At 37.5% G+C, this 19,966-nt stretch carries 15 protein-coding genes; 13 read left to right on the top strand and 2 right to left on the bottom strand.

The genetic code is table 11. The features are described from left to right. Positions 1–18 precede the first annotated feature (18 nt). Together FFM55_RS08615 and FFM55_RS08610 are read left to right on the top strand one after the other, a co-directional pair. Entirely contained in the window at positions 19–1,386 is a 1,368-nt protein-coding gene (locus tag FFM55_RS08615; RefSeq protein ID WP_042494516.1) for a hemolysin family protein, read from the top strand. A 190-nt stretch (positions 1,387–1,576) separates the two neighbouring features. Next, on the top strand, positions 1,577–2,920 hold the full coding sequence (locus FFM55_RS08610; protein WP_042494518.1) for a hemolysin family protein: 1,344 nt from the start codon (positions 1,577–1,579) through the stop codon (positions 2,918–2,920). A gap of 73 nt (positions 2,921–2,993) precedes the next feature. On the opposite strand, the gene FFM55_RS08605 is transcribed toward FFM55_RS08610, so the two are convergent. After that, positions 2,994–3,227 carry a Veg family protein gene (locus tag FFM55_RS08605; protein WP_042494519.1) on the bottom strand — a complete coding sequence of 78 codons (234 nt, stop codon included), beginning with the start codon at positions 3,225–3,227 and terminating at the stop codon, positions 2,994–2,996. Between the two features lie 246 nt (positions 3,228–3,473). Here FFM55_RS08605 and FFM55_RS08600 point away from each other — a divergent pair, with 246 nt between their 5' ends. The 11 genes from FFM55_RS08600 (at position 3,474) to FFM55_RS08550 (ending at position 19,560) form a co-directional block, all read left to right on the top strand. Beyond that, positions 3,474–3,947: a deaminase gene (locus tag FFM55_RS08600; protein WP_042494521.1), complete on the top strand. Its 474-nt coding sequence runs from the start codon at positions 3,474–3,476 to the stop codon at positions 3,945–3,947. A 22-nt stretch (positions 3,948–3,969) separates the two neighbouring features. Then, positions 3,970–4,926 carry a thymidylate synthase gene (locus tag FFM55_RS08595; protein ID WP_042494523.1) on the top strand — a complete coding sequence of 319 codons (957 nt, stop codon included), beginning with the start codon at positions 3,970–3,972 and terminating at the stop codon, positions 4,924–4,926. 178 nt (positions 4,927–5,104) lie between these two features. Further along, positions 5,105–6,379 (top strand): LCP family protein, encoded by a 1,275-nt coding sequence (locus FFM55_RS08590; protein ID WP_042494525.1) that lies wholly within the window; start codon positions 5,105–5,107, stop codon positions 6,377–6,379. A 533-nt stretch (positions 6,380–6,912) separates the two neighbouring features. Next, positions 6,913–13,005, top strand: a complete 6,093-nt coding sequence (locus tag FFM55_RS08585; RefSeq protein WP_170999686.1) for a DUF1542 domain-containing protein — start codon at positions 6,913–6,915, stop codon at positions 13,003–13,005. 249 nt (positions 13,006–13,254) lie between these two features. Further along, positions 13,255–14,187: a phosphate/phosphite/phosphonate ABC transporter substrate-binding protein gene (locus FFM55_RS08580; RefSeq protein WP_042494529.1), complete on the top strand. Its 933-nt coding sequence runs from the start codon at positions 13,255–13,257 to the stop codon at positions 14,185–14,187. Positions 14,188–14,301: 114 nt separating this feature from the next. Next, a complete protein-coding gene (phnC, locus tag FFM55_RS08575) occupies positions 14,302–15,066 on the top strand; it encodes a phosphonate ABC transporter ATP-binding protein (RefSeq protein WP_042494531.1) in 765 nt (254 codons plus the stop codon). Between the two features lie 3 nt (positions 15,067–15,069). Beyond that, on the top strand, positions 15,070–15,852 hold the full coding sequence (gene phnE / locus FFM55_RS08570) for a phosphonate ABC transporter, permease protein PhnE (RefSeq protein WP_042494533.1): 783 nt from the start codon (positions 15,070–15,072) through the stop codon (positions 15,850–15,852). Then, positions 15,852–16,646, top strand: a complete 795-nt coding sequence (gene phnE, locus FFM55_RS08565; protein ID WP_170999685.1) for a phosphonate ABC transporter, permease protein PhnE — start codon at positions 15,852–15,854, stop codon at positions 16,644–16,646. Before phnE (FFM55_RS08570) ends, phnE (FFM55_RS08565) begins: the two co-directional genes overlap by 1 nt. A gap of 68 nt (positions 16,647–16,714) precedes the next feature. Continuing rightward, positions 16,715–18,265 carry a bifunctional metallophosphatase/5'-nucleotidase gene (locus FFM55_RS08560; RefSeq protein ID WP_137600919.1) on the top strand — a complete coding sequence of 517 codons (1,551 nt, stop codon included), beginning with the start codon at positions 16,715–16,717 and terminating at the stop codon, positions 18,263–18,265. 122 nt (positions 18,266–18,387) lie between these two features. Continuing rightward, positions 18,388–19,128, top strand: coding sequence for a threonine/serine exporter family protein (locus FFM55_RS08555; protein WP_042494600.1), 741 nt, complete (start codon positions 18,388–18,390; stop codon positions 19,126–19,128). Beyond that, on the top strand, positions 19,129–19,560 hold the full coding sequence (locus tag FFM55_RS08550; RefSeq protein ID WP_042494539.1) for a threonine/serine exporter family protein: 432 nt from the start codon (positions 19,129–19,131) through the stop codon (positions 19,558–19,560). It begins immediately after the preceding gene. 51 nt (positions 19,561–19,611) lie between these two features. Here the strand turns inward: FFM55_RS08550 and FFM55_RS08545 are convergent, their stop codons facing one another. Then, positions 19,612–19,899, bottom strand: coding sequence for a PspC domain-containing protein (locus FFM55_RS08545; RefSeq protein ID WP_042494541.1), 288 nt, complete (start codon positions 19,897–19,899; stop codon positions 19,612–19,614). Positions 19,900–19,966 lie beyond the last annotated feature (67 nt).

The raw sequence follows: 19,966 nt of genomic DNA, 5'->3' as shown, positions 1-19,966 counted from the left end.
TTTGAAAGAAGGTATGTCATGGATTCCGGTCCGTCTATTATCACTAATTTGGTGATTATTATTATTATTTTGTTGCTAGCTATTCTGTTTACTTTAACAGAGTATTCATTGGTTAAAGTACGTCCAAGTTCATTACGTGCGATGCAAGAGGCTCGTGAAAAGCCGTCTGCCAAAGTAGGGCATGCGTTGCACATGTTGGATCATTTATCAGAATATCTATCAACTGCACAAGTTGGTATTACACTAACCTCATTGATTTTAGGTTGGCTGGGTGAAGATTTTATTGCAACATTAATTATTAATGCTGAAATTTTACCACCTGCAATTGCACATAGTGTATCATCAATTGCGGCTATTTTGATCTTTACATTTATCCACGCAGTGTTTACTGATTTGGTCCCAAAGAATATTGCGATTGATCAACCTGTTAAAATGTTGTTGGCCATTGTTAGACCTGTAATGTTTTTCCACGTTGTTTTGTTCCCATTAATTTGGCTATTTGATCGTGCAGCTGCATTCTTTACAAAAATGTTAGGGTTCAATGCCCATCCAGATGAAGATATTTATTCAGAAGCTGAAATTTTATCTTTGTCAAAGGATGCGGCAGATGCTGGTGAATTGGATGAAGAAGATTTGACATTCATGAAGCGTGCTTTTGCGATGAATGATAAAGAAGCTTTGGATATTATGATTGATCGTACACAATTGACGGTTGTGGATGTGACAGAAACGATTGCTGATGCCTTAAACTTATATTTGGAAGAAAAGTTTTCACGAATTCCAGTTGTTGCAGATAATGATAAAGATAAGATTTTAGGCTATGTCTTTTCATATGATTTGGTACGTCAGGGACGAATTAGTCCAGATGCACCAATTAGAACAGTCTTACGTAATTTGCCAGTTGTTTCTGAAACACAACCTATTACGGAAGTGCTACAAGAGATGATTGAACACCGTGCACCGATTGTTGTGGTTAAAGACGAATTTGGTGGTACATCAGGTATTGTGACGGACAAAGATATTTATGAGGAACTATTTGGTTCTGTTCGTGATGAAATTGATGATGTGGCTGATGATATGGTCGAGAAGATGGGATCAGATGATGCAGGCAATATGCATTATCGTGTATCCGGAAAAATGACGTTATATGATTTTGAGCGATTCTTTAAGACTGAACTTAAATCTTTTGAAAAATCAGAAAAGGTGACTTTGACTGGTTATGTGTTGGATGAACATCCAGATTTCCATGTTGGCCAAGCTATTCGTATTGCTAACTTTGAGATTACAGCACTTGATTTTAAAGATGCGTACATTGAAAAATTTGAAGTTGTTGCTTTTCCAGAATCAGAGATTGATATAGCAGATAATGATGATGAAAAACATTAAGATTAATGATTGATGTTTTTTGATAAAATAAAAGCGCTACTAAATTCTCCGGATAGAATTTAGTAGCGCTTTTATCAAATTGTCCAAATATTAGGTTTAATAAGTGTTATAACCTGTTATCAACACATATGATAAAGTTTGATATAATATGGATAATCGATACCATTATATTTGAAAGTAGGAAATTAATTTGAGTGAAGGAAGATTTATCATATCAATTATTGTGATAATCTTGGTGTTAATATTTGCGGCGTTATGTGTTTCTGCTGAATTTGCGCTAGTGAAGGTTAGAAGAAGTGCATTAGTAGAACTACAAGAGGCACGTGAACGACCATCACGCAAGATCGCAACAACGATTCACATGGTTGATAATTTAAACGAGTATTTATCAACGACCCAAGTTGGTATTACAGTGACTGGTTTGTTATTAGGTTGGATGGGTGAAGAAACAATTGCCCACTTACTATTAGCTGGTGGTTTCTTAAAAGAAATGACAGGGCCTAGTTCAGCAGCGATTGCATCAGTTATTGCGTTGATATTGTTGACTTATATTGAGGTTGTCCTAACGGAGTTGGTACCTAAAAATGTATCAATTGAATTCCCAGTTAAGGTAGCTTTGTTCGTTTCAGGGCCATTGCGCCTATTCCATGTGCTATTTTATCCATTTGTGTGGTTGTTGAACAAGTCCGCAACTGGATTTACGCACTTACTAGGGTTACGCACAGCATCTGAAGATAATGAAGTTTATTCAGAAGCAGAAATTTTGAGCTTATCACGTAATGCGGCTCGTTTAGGTCAATTGCAAAATGAAGATTATGTCTTTATGGAACGCGCATTTGAAATGAATGATAAGGTTGCAAATGATATTATGATTGATCGTACGCAATTATTTGTCGTCGATGTTAGAAGTGATATTGATGACGCATTGCATGCTTATTTTGAAACAAAACATTCACGTTTCCCAGTTGTTGCTGATGGTGACAAAGATAAAATTTTAGGTTACGTATTTAATTACGATATTATGCGTCAAGCAGAAATCGATCGTACCGTACCTGTACGAAAGATAATTCGTAATATGCCAACTGTACCTGAAAATATGCCAATCCAAGATGTTTTGAAATTGATGATTTCAAAACGAACACCGATGATTGTTGTCAAAGATGAGTATGGTGGCACATCTGGTATTATTACAGATAAAGATATTTATGAAGAACTTTTTGGCTCAGTTCGAGACGAAGTTGACTGGGTGGTTGATGATTTAGTTGAAAAATTGGGAACAGATAATCAACAACAAATGCATTATAAAGTATCTGGAAAAATGACAGTTTATGATTTTGAACGTTATTTTAAGACGGATATTAAAGCATTTGATAAATCAGATATGGTCACGCTAACTGGATTTATTTTGGAACAATTCCCTGATATTAAAGGTGGTGACACGGTTGAGTTGGCAGATTTTGCAATTAAGCCACTTGATTTTAAGGATGCTTATATTAATGAATTTGAAATTGTGCGATTAAACAAAGCAGAATAAAATAATAAAAAAGCGCCAGGTATAATTGATTTTAAATCATTATACCTGGCGCTTTTTTGGTTGCCTAATCAAATTAATCGAAAGAAATTTCAATATTTTCTGTTAAAAGATCAGTGTAACTAAATGAGGCACGATCAAATTCGTGACCATCTTGTTCTAAATCAAGGACGAAAACAGAACGGAAGGTGTTTCGTACGATTGCTTGGTGTTCAATGGTGCGGTGACGACTTTCATGGGTAGTCAAAGTGACTTGCTCACCGATGTGTTCATCTAATTGTTGCTTAATTTCTGCTAATGCTGCAGGCATAAGAACTCCTCTCATGGGGCACCCCCATAGCCAGCGACAAATGGAATCGCTGCATAAATCTATTATCTACATAAAGATAAAAATAGTTATTTATATTATATCATAATTTATTTTTTAAATCAATTATATATTTCGTCACGACTGTAATAAAATGTTTTATAAGTTGTAAAATATAAAACCTTTTATTTAATTGCAATCCTTGCTAATATTAGGAACAACTAATACAGATAGTAAAGGGGCAAGATAATGAATGATGAACGGATTACTTGGGAAAAGTATTTTATGCTACAAGCAATTATGTTAGCTGCACGTAGTACTTGCACACGATTGCATGTCGGCGCAGTTGTGGTAAAAGATGGCCGCATCATTGCTAGTGGTTATAATGGATCCGTATCTGGCACACCACATTGTACTGAGGTGGGTGATTTGTTGGTGGATGGTCATTGTATTCGTGCAGTGCACGCTGAACAGAATGCTCTGATGCAATTAGCAAAGATGGGTATTAGTGCTGATAGTGCTCAAGTTTTTGTAACCGATTTTCCTTGTGTACATTGTACAAAATTGTTACTACAAGCAGGGGTGACTAAAATTAACTATTTACGTAACTATCGTAATGATGATTTTGTAACAGAATTATTGGATGCAAAAAATGTCACAATTGCACAAGTAAAAGTAGATGGTACAGATTTAGATAAAATTGATTTTGAGGCTTATTTATAGAAAGGCTAGTAAGGTACTCATTATGAGTGAAAATGAACAAGGTTACTTAGATTTAGCGCAAGATATATTGGATAATGGTGCGGTTAAAAATGATCGCACTGGTACAGGAACAAAATCGGTCTTTGGGCGTCAATTACGTTTTGATATGAGTGAAGGGTTTCCGTTACTAACAACTAAACGGGTGCCATTTGGTTTAATTAAAAGTGAGTTATTATGGTTCCTTAAAGGGGATACCAACATCCGCTTTTTGTTAGAGCATAAAAATCATATTTGGGATGAATGGGCTTTTAAAAATTGGGTAACATCATCTGATTATAATGGACCAGATATGACTGATTTTGGCCGTCGTTCATTGATTGATGAGGATTTTAAAACACAATATGATGAGCAACATGCTATATTTGTTGAGCGTATTTTAAATGATGATGTATTTGCAGAAAAATATGGTGAATTGGGTGATGTATATGGTGCACAATGGCGACACTGGCGTCGCGTACAAGGTGGCTTTATAGATCAAATTCATGATGTCATAGAACAAATCAAGCATAATCCTGATTCACGTCGTTTGATTGTTTCCGCATGGAATCCTGAAGATGTGCCAACGCAGGCTTTACCACCTTGCCACACTTTGTTTCAGTTTTATGTGGCTGATGGTAAATTAAGTCTACAACTTTATCAACGTTCTGCAGATGTGTTTTTAGGTGTGCCATTTAATATTGCTTCATATGCTTTATTGTTACATATGGTTGCAGCGCAAACCGGACTACAGCCAGGTGAATTTGTACATACTTTTGGTGATACTCACATTTATTCAAATCATATTGAGCAAATCCAAAAACAATTACAACGCGACATGAAGGCATTACCAACGCTTACTTTAAATCCCGATGTAACTGATATTGCAGAGTATACAATGTCTGATATTAAATTAAATGGGTATGAACCTCACTCAAGTATTAAGGCACCAGTGGCTGTTTAATATTTATAATGGTGTCAGATAATGGCTAATGATATATTGCATGGCTAAAAAATATGGTAATATGGTAGGGTTGCTATAAGTTTTTTAAAAGGAACTTTTTATAAACTTACTAAGTATTTTTTCTTGAACAGAATATGAAATATATTATTAATCTTTATAGTTTAGAGAGGAGATGCTCATGGATAATGAGCCGAAAACTCGATTAGATCGACGCCAGGCTGAAAACGAATTAAAGAGGCGTAAAAAGCGTGAAGGTGGCCCACGTGATAAAAAGTTTCAATCAAATGGGAAACAGCCACGTAAACGCAGAATTCGTGGGGCTATTTTATTTGTGATTGCTGTTATTGTTTTGATTGTGGGGATGTTATTTGGTGTTGCTTATAACAAGACTAAAAATGCCATTGATGGTTCGTACCAAGAAACCGGATTGACGAAAGAGCGTAATGTTTCTAAAGTGATCAAACAAGGGAAACCATTTTCAATTTTACTATTAGGAACTGATACAGGTGAATTAGATCGAAAGTATAAAGGTCGGACAGATTCTTTGATGTTAGTTACGGTTAATCCAGACAAAGAAAAAGTAACAATTATGTCCTTGCCTCGTGATTCGGTTATTGCACCGGTTGGTTATGAAGAGGAATTCCCGCAAAAGTTGAACTCAGCATATGAATACGGATCTGCCAAGACAACGATTCAAACAATTCAAAAGTGGTTAAATGTGCCGATTGATTATTATGCATTGGTTAATATGGGTGGTTTAGAAAAGGTTATTGATCAAATGAATGGTATTAAAGTTAAGTCACCACTGACATTTGGGTATAATCCTTATACTGCTCATAATGATGGAGACTATATTTATAACTTTACTAAGGGTTCGTCAACATTTACGCTTAATGCAAAAGGTCAAACTAAGACATATAAAAAAATGGATGGTCAGGCTGCTTTAGCATTTTCACGTATGCGTTATGATGATCCACAAGGTGATTATGGCCGTCAGAAACGTCAACGAATGGTATTGCAGACGATTGTTGATGATGCTAAGAGTAATCCAACTAAACTAATTAATCAAAAGTTTTTGAATACATTGTCTGATTCGACACAAACTGATTTAACCTTTGGTGATATGCTGACTGTTGCTTCGCGTTATCTTAGTGCTGCCAAAACAATTAAACAAGATAATGCACAGGGAACCGAAGTCAATCTAACCTCTGGTTCATCTGAGCTAATTTCGCAAGATGAAAAACAACGTGTTACGAATGTTTTACGTAAGTCATTAGGACTAAAACATAAAAAAACTGGTACACTCTATGGTGGTAAGGTTTCTAACGCAACACTAATAATGAATGGCTTACCAGCTTCACAATCTGCAACTGAAGAAGCAGCTGATACTACTACAGATAGTACATACGGTACTGGTACTGTTACAGATACAGATACGTATGTGGGTTATTAGTGTAATCGTTACATTATAGAAAATAAGTTAAAAAGTTTATAGGTAATATACTTGTTACTGATAATAAATGTCGAAAAATATAATATGATAAAGCGACAAACATTTATATAATGTTTGTCGCTTTTTTTGTTTAAAACACGAACAAAACACAAAAAATTTATTTTTTTAAAGCTTTTGATAATGTAAAAAAAGCTGATTTAGGTTCTGTTTATCACATGAACATTTCAAAAGTATATATAATTAATTTTATTCATTTAATTTAGATTAATTGATTGCGTTAAATGTTGAAAACGATTTAAAATAGAGTTCATTAAATTCGATTTGATATAAAAATGATTGTTTTTAAAATATTGATTTTTTAAAAAATAAGCGTATTAATTTACTATATGTTAACTTATTGTGCTGTAAATCACTAACTTTATACCTATGCATTATTTTATAAAGATTTTTAATATATAATATATCTTTGAATTATATGATATTATTAATCAATAAAAGTTATGTCGCCTTCCATATGGGGAAAAGAGGATAATATGAAGCGTGTCGTAAAAGTGCAATTAGATATTCGTTCGCATTACAAGTCATATAAAATTGGTAAAATCTGGGTTACTGCCTTAGCAGGAATAACAATCGGGACAATGGGATTTTTGGGGACTGCTAATGCTGACCAAGTAACACCAGCACAACAAAGTTCAAACATACAAGTTAATGATAATAATATTGATAGATCTTATAAGTTAGCAAATACAACTGAAGTGACAAGTCAAGCAAGTGACGCAGTATCAACTAATTCATCATCAGATGAACAAATGTCGCCTGCAATGAATAGTGAAGCTATCAGTTCGGCAGTAAATAGCGAAGTGACAGTAGTTGATAATAAAAATGACAAAATGGATGCTGTAAATGAGCAATCACAAGCTACTTCTGAGACAGGCGAAGCGCAAACGTCATCATCAGCAGCAGGCATGGTGGATACAGAAACGACAACAGAAAAATCGCAAGTGGAAACGGAACAAACACCTGTAGCGACGGATGAAACAGTAGCTACAACAAAGACTGAACAAGAGCCAGCTAGTCAGGCTATGACTGAAACAACTATTTCTGACAACGAAAATGTAAGCGTTAACAAGAAAGAAGGCGCAGTGCCAAAGACAAAAGATGCTACTGAACAAGTGAAGCAACCCGCAGTTGCTAAAGTTAGTGTTAATGCCTCTGTGCCGGTTGTGCAACCAAAAGCGGATGATGAATTACCAGAGGGTGCAGTAGTCGTTAATACGGCAGAAGAGTTTGTTAATGCTATTGCAACCGGTACATCATCAGATATTTATATTAGTTCAGATATTGATTTAGCGGGTTATAAAAATGGTTTATTGAATTTACCAACAATAAGTGTGACAAGCCATCGTGATATGACAGTTCAATCTACCAGTGATAAACGATATAAAATTGATTTTAATAAATTCACATTTGATATGTCGTCAATTTTAATTCCGACGAATCGTATTTATTTAAAGAATTTAGATCTATTAGGAACTAATACAAGTGGTATTTTCAGTAAAGCCGATAGTTATGCAATCGAAGATGTTACTTATCAGGGTGGTACATTTATTTCAACTAATAATAGTGTTGATGTTTTAGGGACTGTCACTGTTAATACAACGGCTAATGGTTCGCCTGCTATCTCAGCAAATGAGATTAATTTCAAAGCGGGTAGCAATTTTACAGGAACTACTACTAATGGGGATGTATTGTATACAAATGTTGATATTACAAATATTACCAATGACCACAATGGAATCTTTCTAGAAAATCAATCAACGGTTACCTTAAATCCTCACGGGGAGGGTAAGTATGGTATTAATGCATCAGCAGCTGATGTCATCGTTAATGATGGTGCAGAATTACACATTAATTTAGATAGCATTAATAATGCGAAGACATCAGGTGCTATTCACTTACATGTGTTAATTGAATCAAAAATAAATGTTGAAAAGAATGCATTATTGGATATTCAATCTAATGGTGTTCCATCTGTATCGGCAATTAATATTAGTCCGGATAATTTGTTGAATTTTAGTGGGAAAGGCCAAATAAATGTTGATAGTGAGGGAACATTCAATTATGTTGGTCAAAACATGGGAGACTTTGTAGGTAGTGTATTTTACATTACTGGTGGATCAACTTTTAATGTTAATCCGAATGCCACTTTTACTGCTAAAATTGATGGAACAGGTGCCGTTAAGCTAATTGATTTAGGAAGTGCAGTTAGTAAAGGATACTTTAATATTGTGCAACCTAAGCATTTCTTAATTGATCGAACGGCTAATACTAATGACAAAACGTCATTTATGACTAACGGTACTTTGAATTTTTCAAAAATTAAAGTAATGGATGATCAAGGTAATTATTCGGATTCTCTTGATAAAATGAATTTGAATTTCTCACAATTTTTAGGATTCTATGCATCAAATGCATCAGATGTAGTTGGTAAAACTGAAGCAGTTGAAACACAAATTAACAATCAATTCCAGAATAATACTAAAGGTATTTTGGATGTTATTCGTTCTGGTGAAGATGTTTTTCAGGAAAATGTTGCATTAGATAAAAATAATCAATTGACAGCTAATATTTCAAATATTATGGCTGATAGTGATGCATCCGTTCAAATTCAAATTAAACATGCTGATGGCTCAATTGATACATTGCCAGCTATTAATATAATTGCCAGCCCTTATTGGCGTGATACAGATAAGTATGGTCAATTAACAGATGAAAATGGTAAATTCAGTTTTGATTTGAGCAATGCCAATTTACAAAATGATGACACCATTATTATTAAGACAACCCGTGAGTTTGTCACAGATAATCAAGAATATTCTGTTGATCAATTACGTTTAGCACAGGTTCAATCAGATAATAAAAATACTTTGATTGCTTATGGTGAAGCGCAAAAACAAGTTATTACAGATTTAGAAAATATATCAGATGAGCAACGTTTGGCAGCGCAAACAGCCATCGATTCAGAAGTTGCAGCAGGCATAGATAATATTGATAAGGCGACAACAACAGTTGAAGCTGATACAGCATTTAATACTGGAACGAATAATATTGATGATATTGTTACCGATGCTGTGTTGGTAGATAGTAAATTAGCAGCTCAAATAGCAATTGATAATGCAGCGCAATCTGTAAAAAATAACCTTGCAAATAATACTAATTTAACTGTTGATGAACGTAGTGCAATTTCGGCTAAGATTGATAATGTTGCGATGACTGCAAAGAATAATATTGATAGTGCAGCAACACTTGCTGAAGTAGCAGCTGCACAAGCAGCTGGCGAAGTGGCAATTAGCAATGTTGATCAAACAGGGGTAACAAAGCCAACGGCTTCAGCGGCAATTGACAGCGCAGCTGAAGCAGCGAAGGCAGCAGTAGCGGGGAATGCCGGATTAACAGCCGAAGAAAAAGCAACCGCAACGGCAGCAATTGATGCAGCTGCACAAACGGCAAAAGAAGCCATAACGAATGCGATAACGGACGCTGAAGTAGCAGCTGCACAAGTAGCTGGTGAGACAGCAATTGGCAACGTTGATCAAACAGGGGTAACAAAGCCAACGGCTTCAGCGGCAATTGACAGTGCAGCCGAAGCAGCAAAGGCAGCAGTAGCAGGAAATGCTGAACTAACAGCCGAAGAAAAAGCAACGGCAACTGCAGCAATTGATGCAGCCGCACAAACAGCAAAAGAAGCCATAGCTAATGCGATAACAGACGCTGAAGTAGCAGCTGCACAAGCAGCCGGCGAAGCGGCAATTAGCAATGTTGATCAAACAGAGGTAACAAAGCCAACGGCTTCAGCGGCAATTGACAGCGCAGCCGAAGCAGCGAAGGCAGCAGTAGCAGTCAACGCAAACTTGACGGAAGAAGAAAAAGCAACGGCAACTGCAGCGATTGATGCAGCTGCACAAACAGCAAAAGAAGCCATAGCTAATACGACAACAGACGCTGAAGTAGCAGCTGCACAAGCAGCCGGCGAGACGGCAATTGGTAATGTTGATCAAACAGGGGTAACAAAGCCAACGGCTTCAGCGGCAATTGACAGCGCAGCCGAAGCAGCGAAGGCAGCAGTAGCGGGGAATCCCGGATTAACGGAAGAAGAAAAAGCAACGGCAACTGCAGCAATTGATGCAGCCGCACAAACGGCAAAAGAAGCCATAACGAATGTGACAACGGACGCTGAAGTAGCAGCTGCACAAGCAGCCGGCGAAGCGGCAATTAGCAATGTTGATCAAACAGAGGTAACAAAGCCGACGGCTTCAGCGGCAATTGACAATGCAGTCGAAGCAGCGAAGGCAGCAGTAGCAGGAAATGCCGGATTAACAGCCGAAGAAAAAGCAACGGCAACTGCAGCAATTGATGCAGCCACACAAACAGCAAAAGAAGCCATAACGAATGCGACAACGGACGCTGAAGTAGCAGCTGCACAAGCAGCCGGCGAGACAGCAATTGGTAATGTTGATCAAACAGAGGTGACAAAGCCGACGGCTTCAGCAGCAATTGACAGTGCAGCCGAAGCAGCAAAGGCAGCAGTAGCGGGAAATACTGGACTAACAGCCGAAGAAAAAGCAACGGCAACTGCAGCAATTGATGCAGCTGCACAAACAGCAAAAGAAGCCATAACGAATGCGACAATAGATGCTGAAGTAGCAGCTGCACAAGTAGCCGGTGAGACAGCAATTGGCAACGTTGATCAAACAGGAGTGACAAAGCCGACGGCTTCAGCGGCAATTGACAGTGCAGTAGAAGCAGCGAAGGCAGCAGTAGCAGGGAATGCTGAACTAACAGTCGAAGAAAAAGCAACGGCAAACGCTGGAATCGATGCAGCCGCACAAACAGCAAAAGAAGCCATAACGAATGCGACAACGGACGCTGAAGTAGCAGCTGCACAAGCAGCCGGCGAAGCGGCAATTAGCAATGTTGATCAAACAGAGGTAACAAAGCCAACGGCTTCAGCGGCAATTGACAGCGCAGCCGAAGCAGCGAAGGCAGCAGTAGCAGTCAATGCAAACTTGACGGAAGAAGAAAAAGCAACGGCAACTGCAGCGATTGATGCAGCTGCACAAACAGCAAAAGAAGCCATAACTAGTGCAACAACGGACGCTGAAGTAGCAGCTGCACAAGCAGCCGGCGAAGCGGCAATTGACAGTGCAGCCGAAGCAGCGAAGGCAGCAGTAGCAGGAAATGCCGGATTAACAGCCGAAGAAAAAGCAACGGCAACTGCAGCGATTGATGCAGCTGCACAAACAGCAAAAGAAGCTATAACGAATGCGACAACAGACGCTGAAGTAGCGGCCGCACAAGCAGCCGGCGAGACAGCAATTGGTAATGTTGATCAAACAGGGGTAACAAAGCCAACGGCTTCAGCGGCAATTGACAGCGCAGTCGAAGCAGCGAAGGCAGCAGTAGCGGGGAATCCCGGATTAACGGAAGAAGAAAAAGCAACCGCAACTGCAGCAATTGATGCAGCCGCACAAACGGCAAAAGAAGCCATAACGAATGTGACAACGGACGCTGAAGTAGCAGCTGCACAAGCAGCCGGCGAAGCGGCAATTAGCAATGTTGATCAAACAGAGGTAACAAAGCCGACGGCTTCAGCGGCAATTGACAGTGCAGCCGAAGCAGCAAAGGCAGCAGTAGCGGGGAATGCCGGGTTAACGGAAGAAGAAAAAGCAACGGCAACTGCAGCAATTGATGCAGCTGCACAAACAGCAAAAGAGGCCATAGCTAATGCGACAACAGACGCTGAAGTAGCAGCTGCACAAGCAGCCGGCGAAGCGGCAATTAGCAATGTTGATCAAACAGAGGTAACAAAGCCGACGGCTTCAGCAGCAATTGACAGTGCAGCCGAAGCGGCAAAGGCAGCAGTAGCAGGAAATGCTGGACTAACAGCCGAAGAAAAAGCAACGGCAACTGCAGCAATCGATGCAGCTGCACAAACAGCAAAAGAAGCCATAGCTAGTGCGACAACGGACGCTGAAGTAGCAGCCGCACAAGCAGCAGGGGAAGCTGATTTGTCAGGTATTATGGAACAATGGCATAATGGTGGTGAGGAACAAACACCGATAACAGGTGGTGAGGAACAAACACCGATAACAGGTGGTGAGGAACCAACGCCGATAACAGGTGGTGAGGAACAAACACCAGTAACAAGTGGTGAGGAACCAACGCCGATAACAGGTGGTGAGGAACAAACACCAGTAACAAGTGGTGAGGAACAAGTACCTGTAATTGATAATGACATTGATCAAGAAAATGGTATTAATCATTCAACAGTTGCTGATGCGGATGTATTAGTCAATGATATGCAAACTGACACACCATTAAACACTGGTATTGATATGGCTGATGTTAATGCAAATACAACGAATGTATCAGTATCAATGAATCATAACCAAGCAATAGAACAAAATGAACATGTCGTAGCTGAAAATAAGCAAGATTTAGTTTTGCCAGAAACGGGCATTACTAATGAAACTGAAAATGATAACCTACTAGTTGTATTATCACTAGTAATGGCATCATTAATTGGTGGATTGAGATTAGCGAAAATCAAGCGACGTCATAATTAAGTATTAATCATTTGTTAAATAGAAAAGGCTATTAAATTCCAATGGGATTTTAATAGCTTTTTTTATAGCATTTAAGATAAAATCAATAAAACACGAACTTTAAAGACTTTTTATTCTTTTTTTAAAACGTTTAACTGAATTAAAATGAACTATTAATTTTGTTGACGATTTAATTGTTCGCTGTTATTATTTAAGTAACCTTTAAGTGTTGTAAGTGTATATGACTAAATTTTAAGGAGTACAAGGGTAATGTTTAAAAAAGTTGTAGCGGGAGCCACCGTAGCAATGTTGGCAACGACGATTGTCTCAGCCGTACCAGTAGTAACAGCTGATGCAGCGTCAAAGAAAGTTGATTTGAAAGAGTTGAACGTACAATTTGTACCATCATCTCAAGCAGATACAATTCAAGCAAAGGCTAAGCCATTGGAAAAGTTGTTGAAGAAGCAACTAGGAATTCCAGTACACGTTACAATTTCAACTGATTACAATACAGTTGTTGAAGCAATGGGTTCAGGTAAGGTTGATATGGGATTCTTACCACCTGATCCTTATGTACAAGCGCACAAGCAATATGGTGCGAAAGTTATTTTACAATCACAACGATATGGTATTAATGATAAGAAAAATGATGGTTCTGATACTGATAAATTAGTTGATTACTATCGTGCATTAGTATTGGTTAAAAAAGATTCAGGTATTAAGAATGCTAAGGATTTGAAGGGTAAGAAGATTGCTGTTCAAAATCCAACTTCTGATGCTGGGTATATTTTCCCTGTTGTGGACTTAAACAAAAAAGGGATGAACGTTATTAAAGATTCTGATCTAGTGACAGTTAAGGGTCACGATCAAGGGGTTATCTCAGTATTGAATGGTGATACAGATGCTGCCTTTATTTTTGATGATGCCCGTAATTTGGTTAAGAAAGATAATGCAGATGCATTTAAGGACACACGTGTCTTAGAATACACGGCTAAGATTCCTAACGATACGATTACGTTACGTAAGGGAATTTCAAAGGCTGATACCAAGACTATCCAAAATGCAATGTTAAAGGTCTCAAAGACGGACAAGGGTAAGAAGATTATGAAGGACGTTTACAGCTGGGCTGGTGTAAGCAAGTCAAAGGATTCAAACTTTGATACCGTTCGTAAGTACCAAAAGCAAGTAGAAGATATCAAATAAAAATAAGTTAATTTAATATTTTTTTAGAGTGGGGCCTGGCTGATATGTATATGCCAAGCCTCGCTTTAGTACATATTTTAGATAGATATATACAGAAGGTAGGATAGTAAAAATATGGGTAATGGTTTAGGTACCATCAAAATTAATGATGTTTCAAAGATTTATCCGAATGGCACAGTTGGATTAGATCACATTAATTTAGATATTAAATCAGGCGAATTCGTTGTCATTGTTGGATTGTCTGGTGCTGGTAAAAGTACGTTGCTACGCGCAATTAATCGACTACACGATATTAGTGAAGGTGAAATTTTACTAGATGATGTGGATATTACAAAATCAAAAGGGAAAGCATTACGACAACAGAAACGTAATATTGCAATGATTTTCCAAAACTTTAATTTGGTTAAACGAGCAACGGTTGCGCGAAATGTTTTGGCCGGACGAGTTGGGTATTATTCAACATTTAGAAGTACTTTTGGCCTTTTTTCTAAAGAAGACAAAGAAAAAGCAGCGATGAATTTGGACCGTGTTAATATGCTAGATAAATATTATACGCGAGCAGATGAATTATCAGGTGGTCAACAACAACGTGTGGCAATTGCTCGCTCAATGATGCAATCACCACATGTTGTACTAGCAGACGAACCGATTGCTTCTCTTGATCCAAAAACGACTAAGATGGTTATGGATGATTTACAACATTTAAATGACATGGGAATGACGGTCGTTGTTAACTTACATAGTGTTGAATTAGCAATGGCGTATGCAACTCGTATTATTGGGTTACGTGCTGGAAAATTAGTTTATGATAAGCCAATTGATCAAGTCAACGAACACGATTTTGATGATATTTATGCCGAATCTGGCGATGAGGAGTAGGATATGAACGCAACTTTACCTGAACGCCACTTCAGTGAAAAGTGGCATATTAAGGGCAGCCTAGCTGTTCTCCTATTTGTCGTAATTTTTATTGGATCTGGTTATAATACTGGTGCAACAACTAATTTTAGTTGGGATCAATTTTGGCAACTGTTAATTCGCATGATGCACCCAGATTGGTCATATGTGTCATCGATTATCACACCAATTGCTGAAACTATCCAAATGGCATTAGTCGGAACTTTGTTAGGGACGATTATAGCGATACCGTTTAGTTTATTAGCTGCACGTAACATTGTTAAAAATGTCTATTTACGAGGAATTATTCGTTTCTTCTTAAATCTGGTACGTGCTTTACCTGATTTGCTATTAGCAGCGGTGTTCGTTGCTATCGTTGGTATTGGACCAATGGCCGGAGTAGGTGCCTTAACAATTTTTAGTTTTGGAATGATTTCTAAGTTGTTTTATGAGGCCATTGAAACAATTGATGAAGGGCCAATTGAAGCGTTGACTTCAGTTGGTGCAAATGGAATTCAAAAAATTGTGTTTGCAGTTATTCCACAAGTTATGAATCAATTTTTGAGTTTTTTCCTATATACGTTGGAAATTAATGTTCGTGCATCAACGGTGTTGGGTTACCTAGGTGCAGGTGGTGTTGGATTGTATTTGGATCAAACATTATCATTATTCCGTTATGATCGAACAGCTATCGTTATTTTAGCAATTTTGGTAGTTGTCATAGTTGTTGATGGTATTTCTAATCGACTACGGGAGGCGTTGGCATAATGCAAAAAATACAACGAAATTCGTGGCAAAAATATGGTCCTTATTTAATAGCAATAGTAATTGCACTGATTTTTATATGGGCCTTTACTGGTATTCCGCTATCAACAGTCAAGCCACAAGCAGTGTCAGTAACAAAGTCAATTATTCATGGATTGTTTCATCCAGAGTGGTCATATGTTTACACAGGTGATGGTGAAGATTTAGTTAGTGCGTTAATTGAAACGCTAGCAATTGCTTTCTTAGGAACGTTTATTTCAGCTGTTTTAACGTTACCTTTTGCATTTTTGGCTGCACGAACTAAGAAAGGTTTCTTTACGCCACGTTCAACTATTGGGAAGGTAATCTTGACCATTATTCGTGTTTTCCCTGAAATTGTATTGGCAATTATGTTTATTAAGGCAGTAGGCCCGGGTGCGTATGCAGGTGTTTTGGCGGTGTCAATTCATTCTATTGGTATGCTAGGAAAGTTGTTCTCAGAAGCCATTGAAAATATTGATCGTGGACCTAATGAGGCGATTATTGCGGCAGGTGGTTCCACATTAGATGGGTTAACATTAGCAACAATTCCAGCGGTTATGCCAGAATTTATGAATTATACATTGTATCGTTTTGAAATTGCGGTGCGTTCAGCCGCTATTTTAGGAATTGTTGGTGCAGGTGGAATTGGTGCACCATTGATTTTCACGCTACAAACGCGACAATGGCCAAAAGTAGGAATCATTTTATTGGGAATTATTGTAATGGTCACAGTTATTGACTTCCTATCTGGGCAATTACGTAAACGCTTGGTTTAGTAATAAGATGAAGTGAAGGCTAACCTTTTATTGTTAATCATAAAATGAAATATCATAAGGAGAACAACATGCAAGTTTCAATTCTATCAACGTCAGATGTTCATGGTTATATACGTGCTGATGATTTTAGACGACCTTTGTTAAATAATCAGTTAGGTCTTACACGAGCAGCATCAGTTATTGCTGAACAACAAGCGCAAGTTGCTATAACAGACGATGTTGTGGTTACCGTTGAAAATGGTGATTTTATTCAAGGCTCACCATTAACTAATTATATTCAAAAAATAGTACCTGACCAAACAAATATATATCAAAAATTAGCTGATAAGATTTCATATGATGTGCGTATTTTAGGTAATCATGAATTTAATTTTGGTCGTGAATACATTGAGACAGTATTTGCAGATACTGACAATTTATTGAATGCCAATATTTTAGACAAACAAACACACGAACCATTTGTTGGCCAACCATATAAAATTATTGCACGTAAAGGTATCAAAATTGGAATAATTGGCTTAACAACACAGTTTATTCCGCATTGGGAACAACCAGCTCACATTACTAATTTAATTTTTCAAGATCCAGTGGCAACGGCAGAACAATATATTGCAGAATTACGACCACAGGTTGATGTTTTAATAATTGCTTATCATGGGGGCTTTGCTCAAGATTTGCAAACAGGAGAGCCTCTAGAAAAATTAACATCAGAAAATCAAGGGTATCAGCTATTACAATTACCAGGAGTTGATGCACTTGTAACAGGTCATCAACATCGTGAAATTGCAGAAGTTGTTAATGGTGTGCCAACAACACAACCAGGATATCGTGGTAATTATGTCGGATTAATGAAATTAACGCTGAATGAGGAACACCAGCGAGTTGCTGCAACAGCACAAATTTTGCCAACAGGCGAAAGCATTGAGCGTGAGGATATTGTGGCACTAATTAATCCATTACAACAGAAAGTTAATGATTGGTTGGATACGCCAGTTGGCCATGTTGGTGATAATATGGCAATTACCGATCATTTTGCTGCGCGTCTACATAACCATCCATTTATTGAATTGGTTAACCGCGTACAAATGGCAGCAACAAATACACAAATTTCTAATACGGCATTGTTTAATAATGAAGTACGTGGATTATCAGATGCCGTAACACAACGTGATATCATGACGAACTACATTTTTCCGAATACATTAGTAGTTGAAGCATTAACAGGACAAGATATTAAAGATGCGCTTGAAGTAAACGCACGTTACTTTAAGTTAGATGATCGGGGTGAAATCATTCTGAATCCACTATTTACGATGCCTAAAGTACAACATTATAATTATGATATTTGGAGTGGTATTGATTATACATTTGATCTGAATAAGCCGATGGGTCAACGTGTGGTTTCAGTTACTAAAGATGGTCAGCCATTAGATTTGAAGCAAACGTACGAAGTGACAATGAATAATTATCGGGCTGGTGGTGCTGGTAATTTTCCAATGTTTTCAATGGATAAAGCAGTACGTGAAGTGCAACGTGAAACGGCTGATTTAATTGGTGAATATATTATGAATCATCCACAAATTCATATTGAGCAACCAACCAATATCACCATTATTTAGTAACAAAACATGATAATATAATATTAGAAAGGCCAATAAACGATGTGCTTATTGGTCCTTTTTATTGGAATAATCCTTTAAAAGGAGGTGTTTTAGTGGCTGAAGAAGATTTAAATCACATAATGTATGTATGTGGGATGATGGCAAGAATTTTACTAGAAAGTGGGGCCGAAACAACTCGAGTTGAGTCAACGATTGATTATGTTGGTAAAGCTAGTGGTGTTGATTTAAATTGTCACGCCACAATGACGGCAATTTTTATTAGTACAGCTAGCGGCTCAAATACACATTTAGTAAAACCAAATGCGTCTTCATTTAATTTACAAAAAGTAGATGATATTAATACGGTATCACGCCGTTTTTTTGCACATGAAATTAATTTTATCCAATTGGAACAACAAGTGCGAACAATTGATCATAAAGTAATTGATTTTACATGGCCACAAAAGATTTTTGGGGCAGGATTAGTGTCGGTAGCACCCATGTTATTGTTTAAAGCCACATGGAGCGATTTAACGTTGGCTTTTTTTATAGGTATTCTAGGATACCTTGCATTAAAATGGGGTGATAGACATGCAGAAGCACCTTATTTTGGTGCGATTGTCGGTGGACTGGTTATTAGCTTGTTAGCAACCTTATTACAACAATTAGGCATTGCTAATAGTGCGGCTAATATTATTATTAGTGCACTAATGCCATTGGTACCTGGAGTACCGTTTACGAATTCTTTACGCGAAATTATTGATCGTGATATTATTTCTGGTTTGGTACGTGGTATTGATGCCGTTATGATTGCTGGTTCAATTGGACTTGGTGCTATTTTGGGCAGTTTTATCGTTCATCTTTTATTGGGAGGACTTTAAATGACAATATTAACAGGTTTTATTTTTAGTTTTTTGTCGACTGTTGGTTTTGGTATTATTACTAACGTCCCCCGCCGTGTGCTATTATATGCCGGTATGACAGGGGCTTTTGGTTGGACAGTTTATTTATTAGCTGAGAGTGTGACAAGTAATCTGATTTTACCTAATTTTTTAGCTGCACTAACCATTGGATTGTTAGGGAATGTAGCTGCAATTAGAGTTAAGGCACCCGTCAATATGATCTACGTACCAAGTTTGGTTTCATTAGTACCAGGAGTCATAATCTATACAAGTTTAAAAGAGTTTGCCTTAGGTAATTATATGCATGCAGGCCAAAATTTGGTTAAGACACTGGTTATTGCGTTAGCGATTGATATTGGTTTTGCTATTGCGGAATCATTGTTTAAGCGTGTATATCAATTTGTTAAGTAAAAAAACAATCACCAATTATGTACGGTGACTGTTTGTTGGTATTATTTATTTTTAAATTTCATCGCCATGATCATCTCTGTCAGGTGTTACATCACGTCGTTGACCGTTTGCTTCCTCATCAAAACGGTATTCATGACTATCATGATTTTTTGTTTCAGGCATAATAACTGCTGCGATGATATATAGAAATACGAATGGGAAGAAACCAGTGAAAACTGCAGCTGCAACAAATAATAGGCGAACTAATGTTGTATCTAAATCTAGATAATCCGAAATACCGCCTAAAACACCACTTAATACACGATCGTTTGATTTAGTTAATTTATTTTTCTTTGCCATAATGTTACTCACTTTCTAATTTTTATTACAGGAAAATTAAAACGCTTTACAGACTTGTTTTCATTCC

Origin of the sequence: Weissella sagaensis (assembly GCF_005405285.1) — a bacterium.
GTDB classification, from domain to species: Bacteria; Bacillota; Bacilli; order Lactobacillales; family Lactobacillaceae; genus Weissella; species Weissella sagaensis.
Note: the sequence above shows the minus strand (reverse complement) of the source record. Positions and strands in the feature narration are given on the sequence as shown.

Excerpts from the sequence above, each read along its gene's own strand:
- FFM55_RS08615 (WP_042494516.1), top strand. The coding sequence starts at position 19 with ATGGATTCCGGTCCGTCTATTATCACTAATTTGGTGATTATTATTATT.
- FFM55_RS08605 (WP_042494519.1), bottom strand. The coding sequence starts at position 3,227 with ATGCCTGCAGCATTAGCAGAAATTAAGCAACAATTAGATGAACACATC.
- FFM55_RS08600 (WP_042494521.1), top strand. The coding sequence starts at position 3,474 with ATGAATGATGAACGGATTACTTGGGAAAAGTATTTTATGCTACAAGCA.
- FFM55_RS08595 (WP_042494523.1), top strand. The coding sequence starts at position 3,970 with ATGAGTGAAAATGAACAAGGTTACTTAGATTTAGCGCAAGATATATTG.
- FFM55_RS08590 (WP_042494525.1), top strand. The coding sequence starts at position 5,105 with ATGGATAATGAGCCGAAAACTCGATTAGATCGACGCCAGGCTGAAAAC.
- FFM55_RS08585 (WP_170999686.1), top strand. The coding sequence starts at position 6,913 with ATGAAGCGTGTCGTAAAAGTGCAATTAGATATTCGTTCGCATTACAAG.
- FFM55_RS08580 (WP_042494529.1), top strand. The coding sequence starts at position 13,255 with ATGTTTAAAAAAGTTGTAGCGGGAGCCACCGTAGCAATGTTGGCAACG.
- phnC (WP_042494531.1), top strand. The coding sequence starts at position 14,302 with ATGGGTAATGGTTTAGGTACCATCAAAATTAATGATGTTTCAAAGATT.
- phnE (WP_042494533.1), top strand. The coding sequence starts at position 15,070 with ATGAACGCAACTTTACCTGAACGCCACTTCAGTGAAAAGTGGCATATT.
- phnE (WP_170999685.1), top strand. The coding sequence starts at position 15,852 with ATGCAAAAAATACAACGAAATTCGTGGCAAAAATATGGTCCTTATTTA.
- FFM55_RS08560 (WP_137600919.1), top strand. The coding sequence starts at position 16,715 with ATGCAAGTTTCAATTCTATCAACGTCAGATGTTCATGGTTATATACGT.
- FFM55_RS08555 (WP_042494600.1), top strand. The coding sequence starts at position 18,388 with ATGTATGTATGTGGGATGATGGCAAGAATTTTACTAGAAAGTGGGGCC.
- FFM55_RS08550 (WP_042494539.1), top strand. The coding sequence starts at position 19,129 with ATGACAATATTAACAGGTTTTATTTTTAGTTTTTTGTCGACTGTTGGT.
- FFM55_RS08545 (WP_042494541.1), bottom strand. The coding sequence starts at position 19,899 with ATGGCAAAGAAAAATAAATTAACTAAATCAAACGATCGTGTATTAAGT.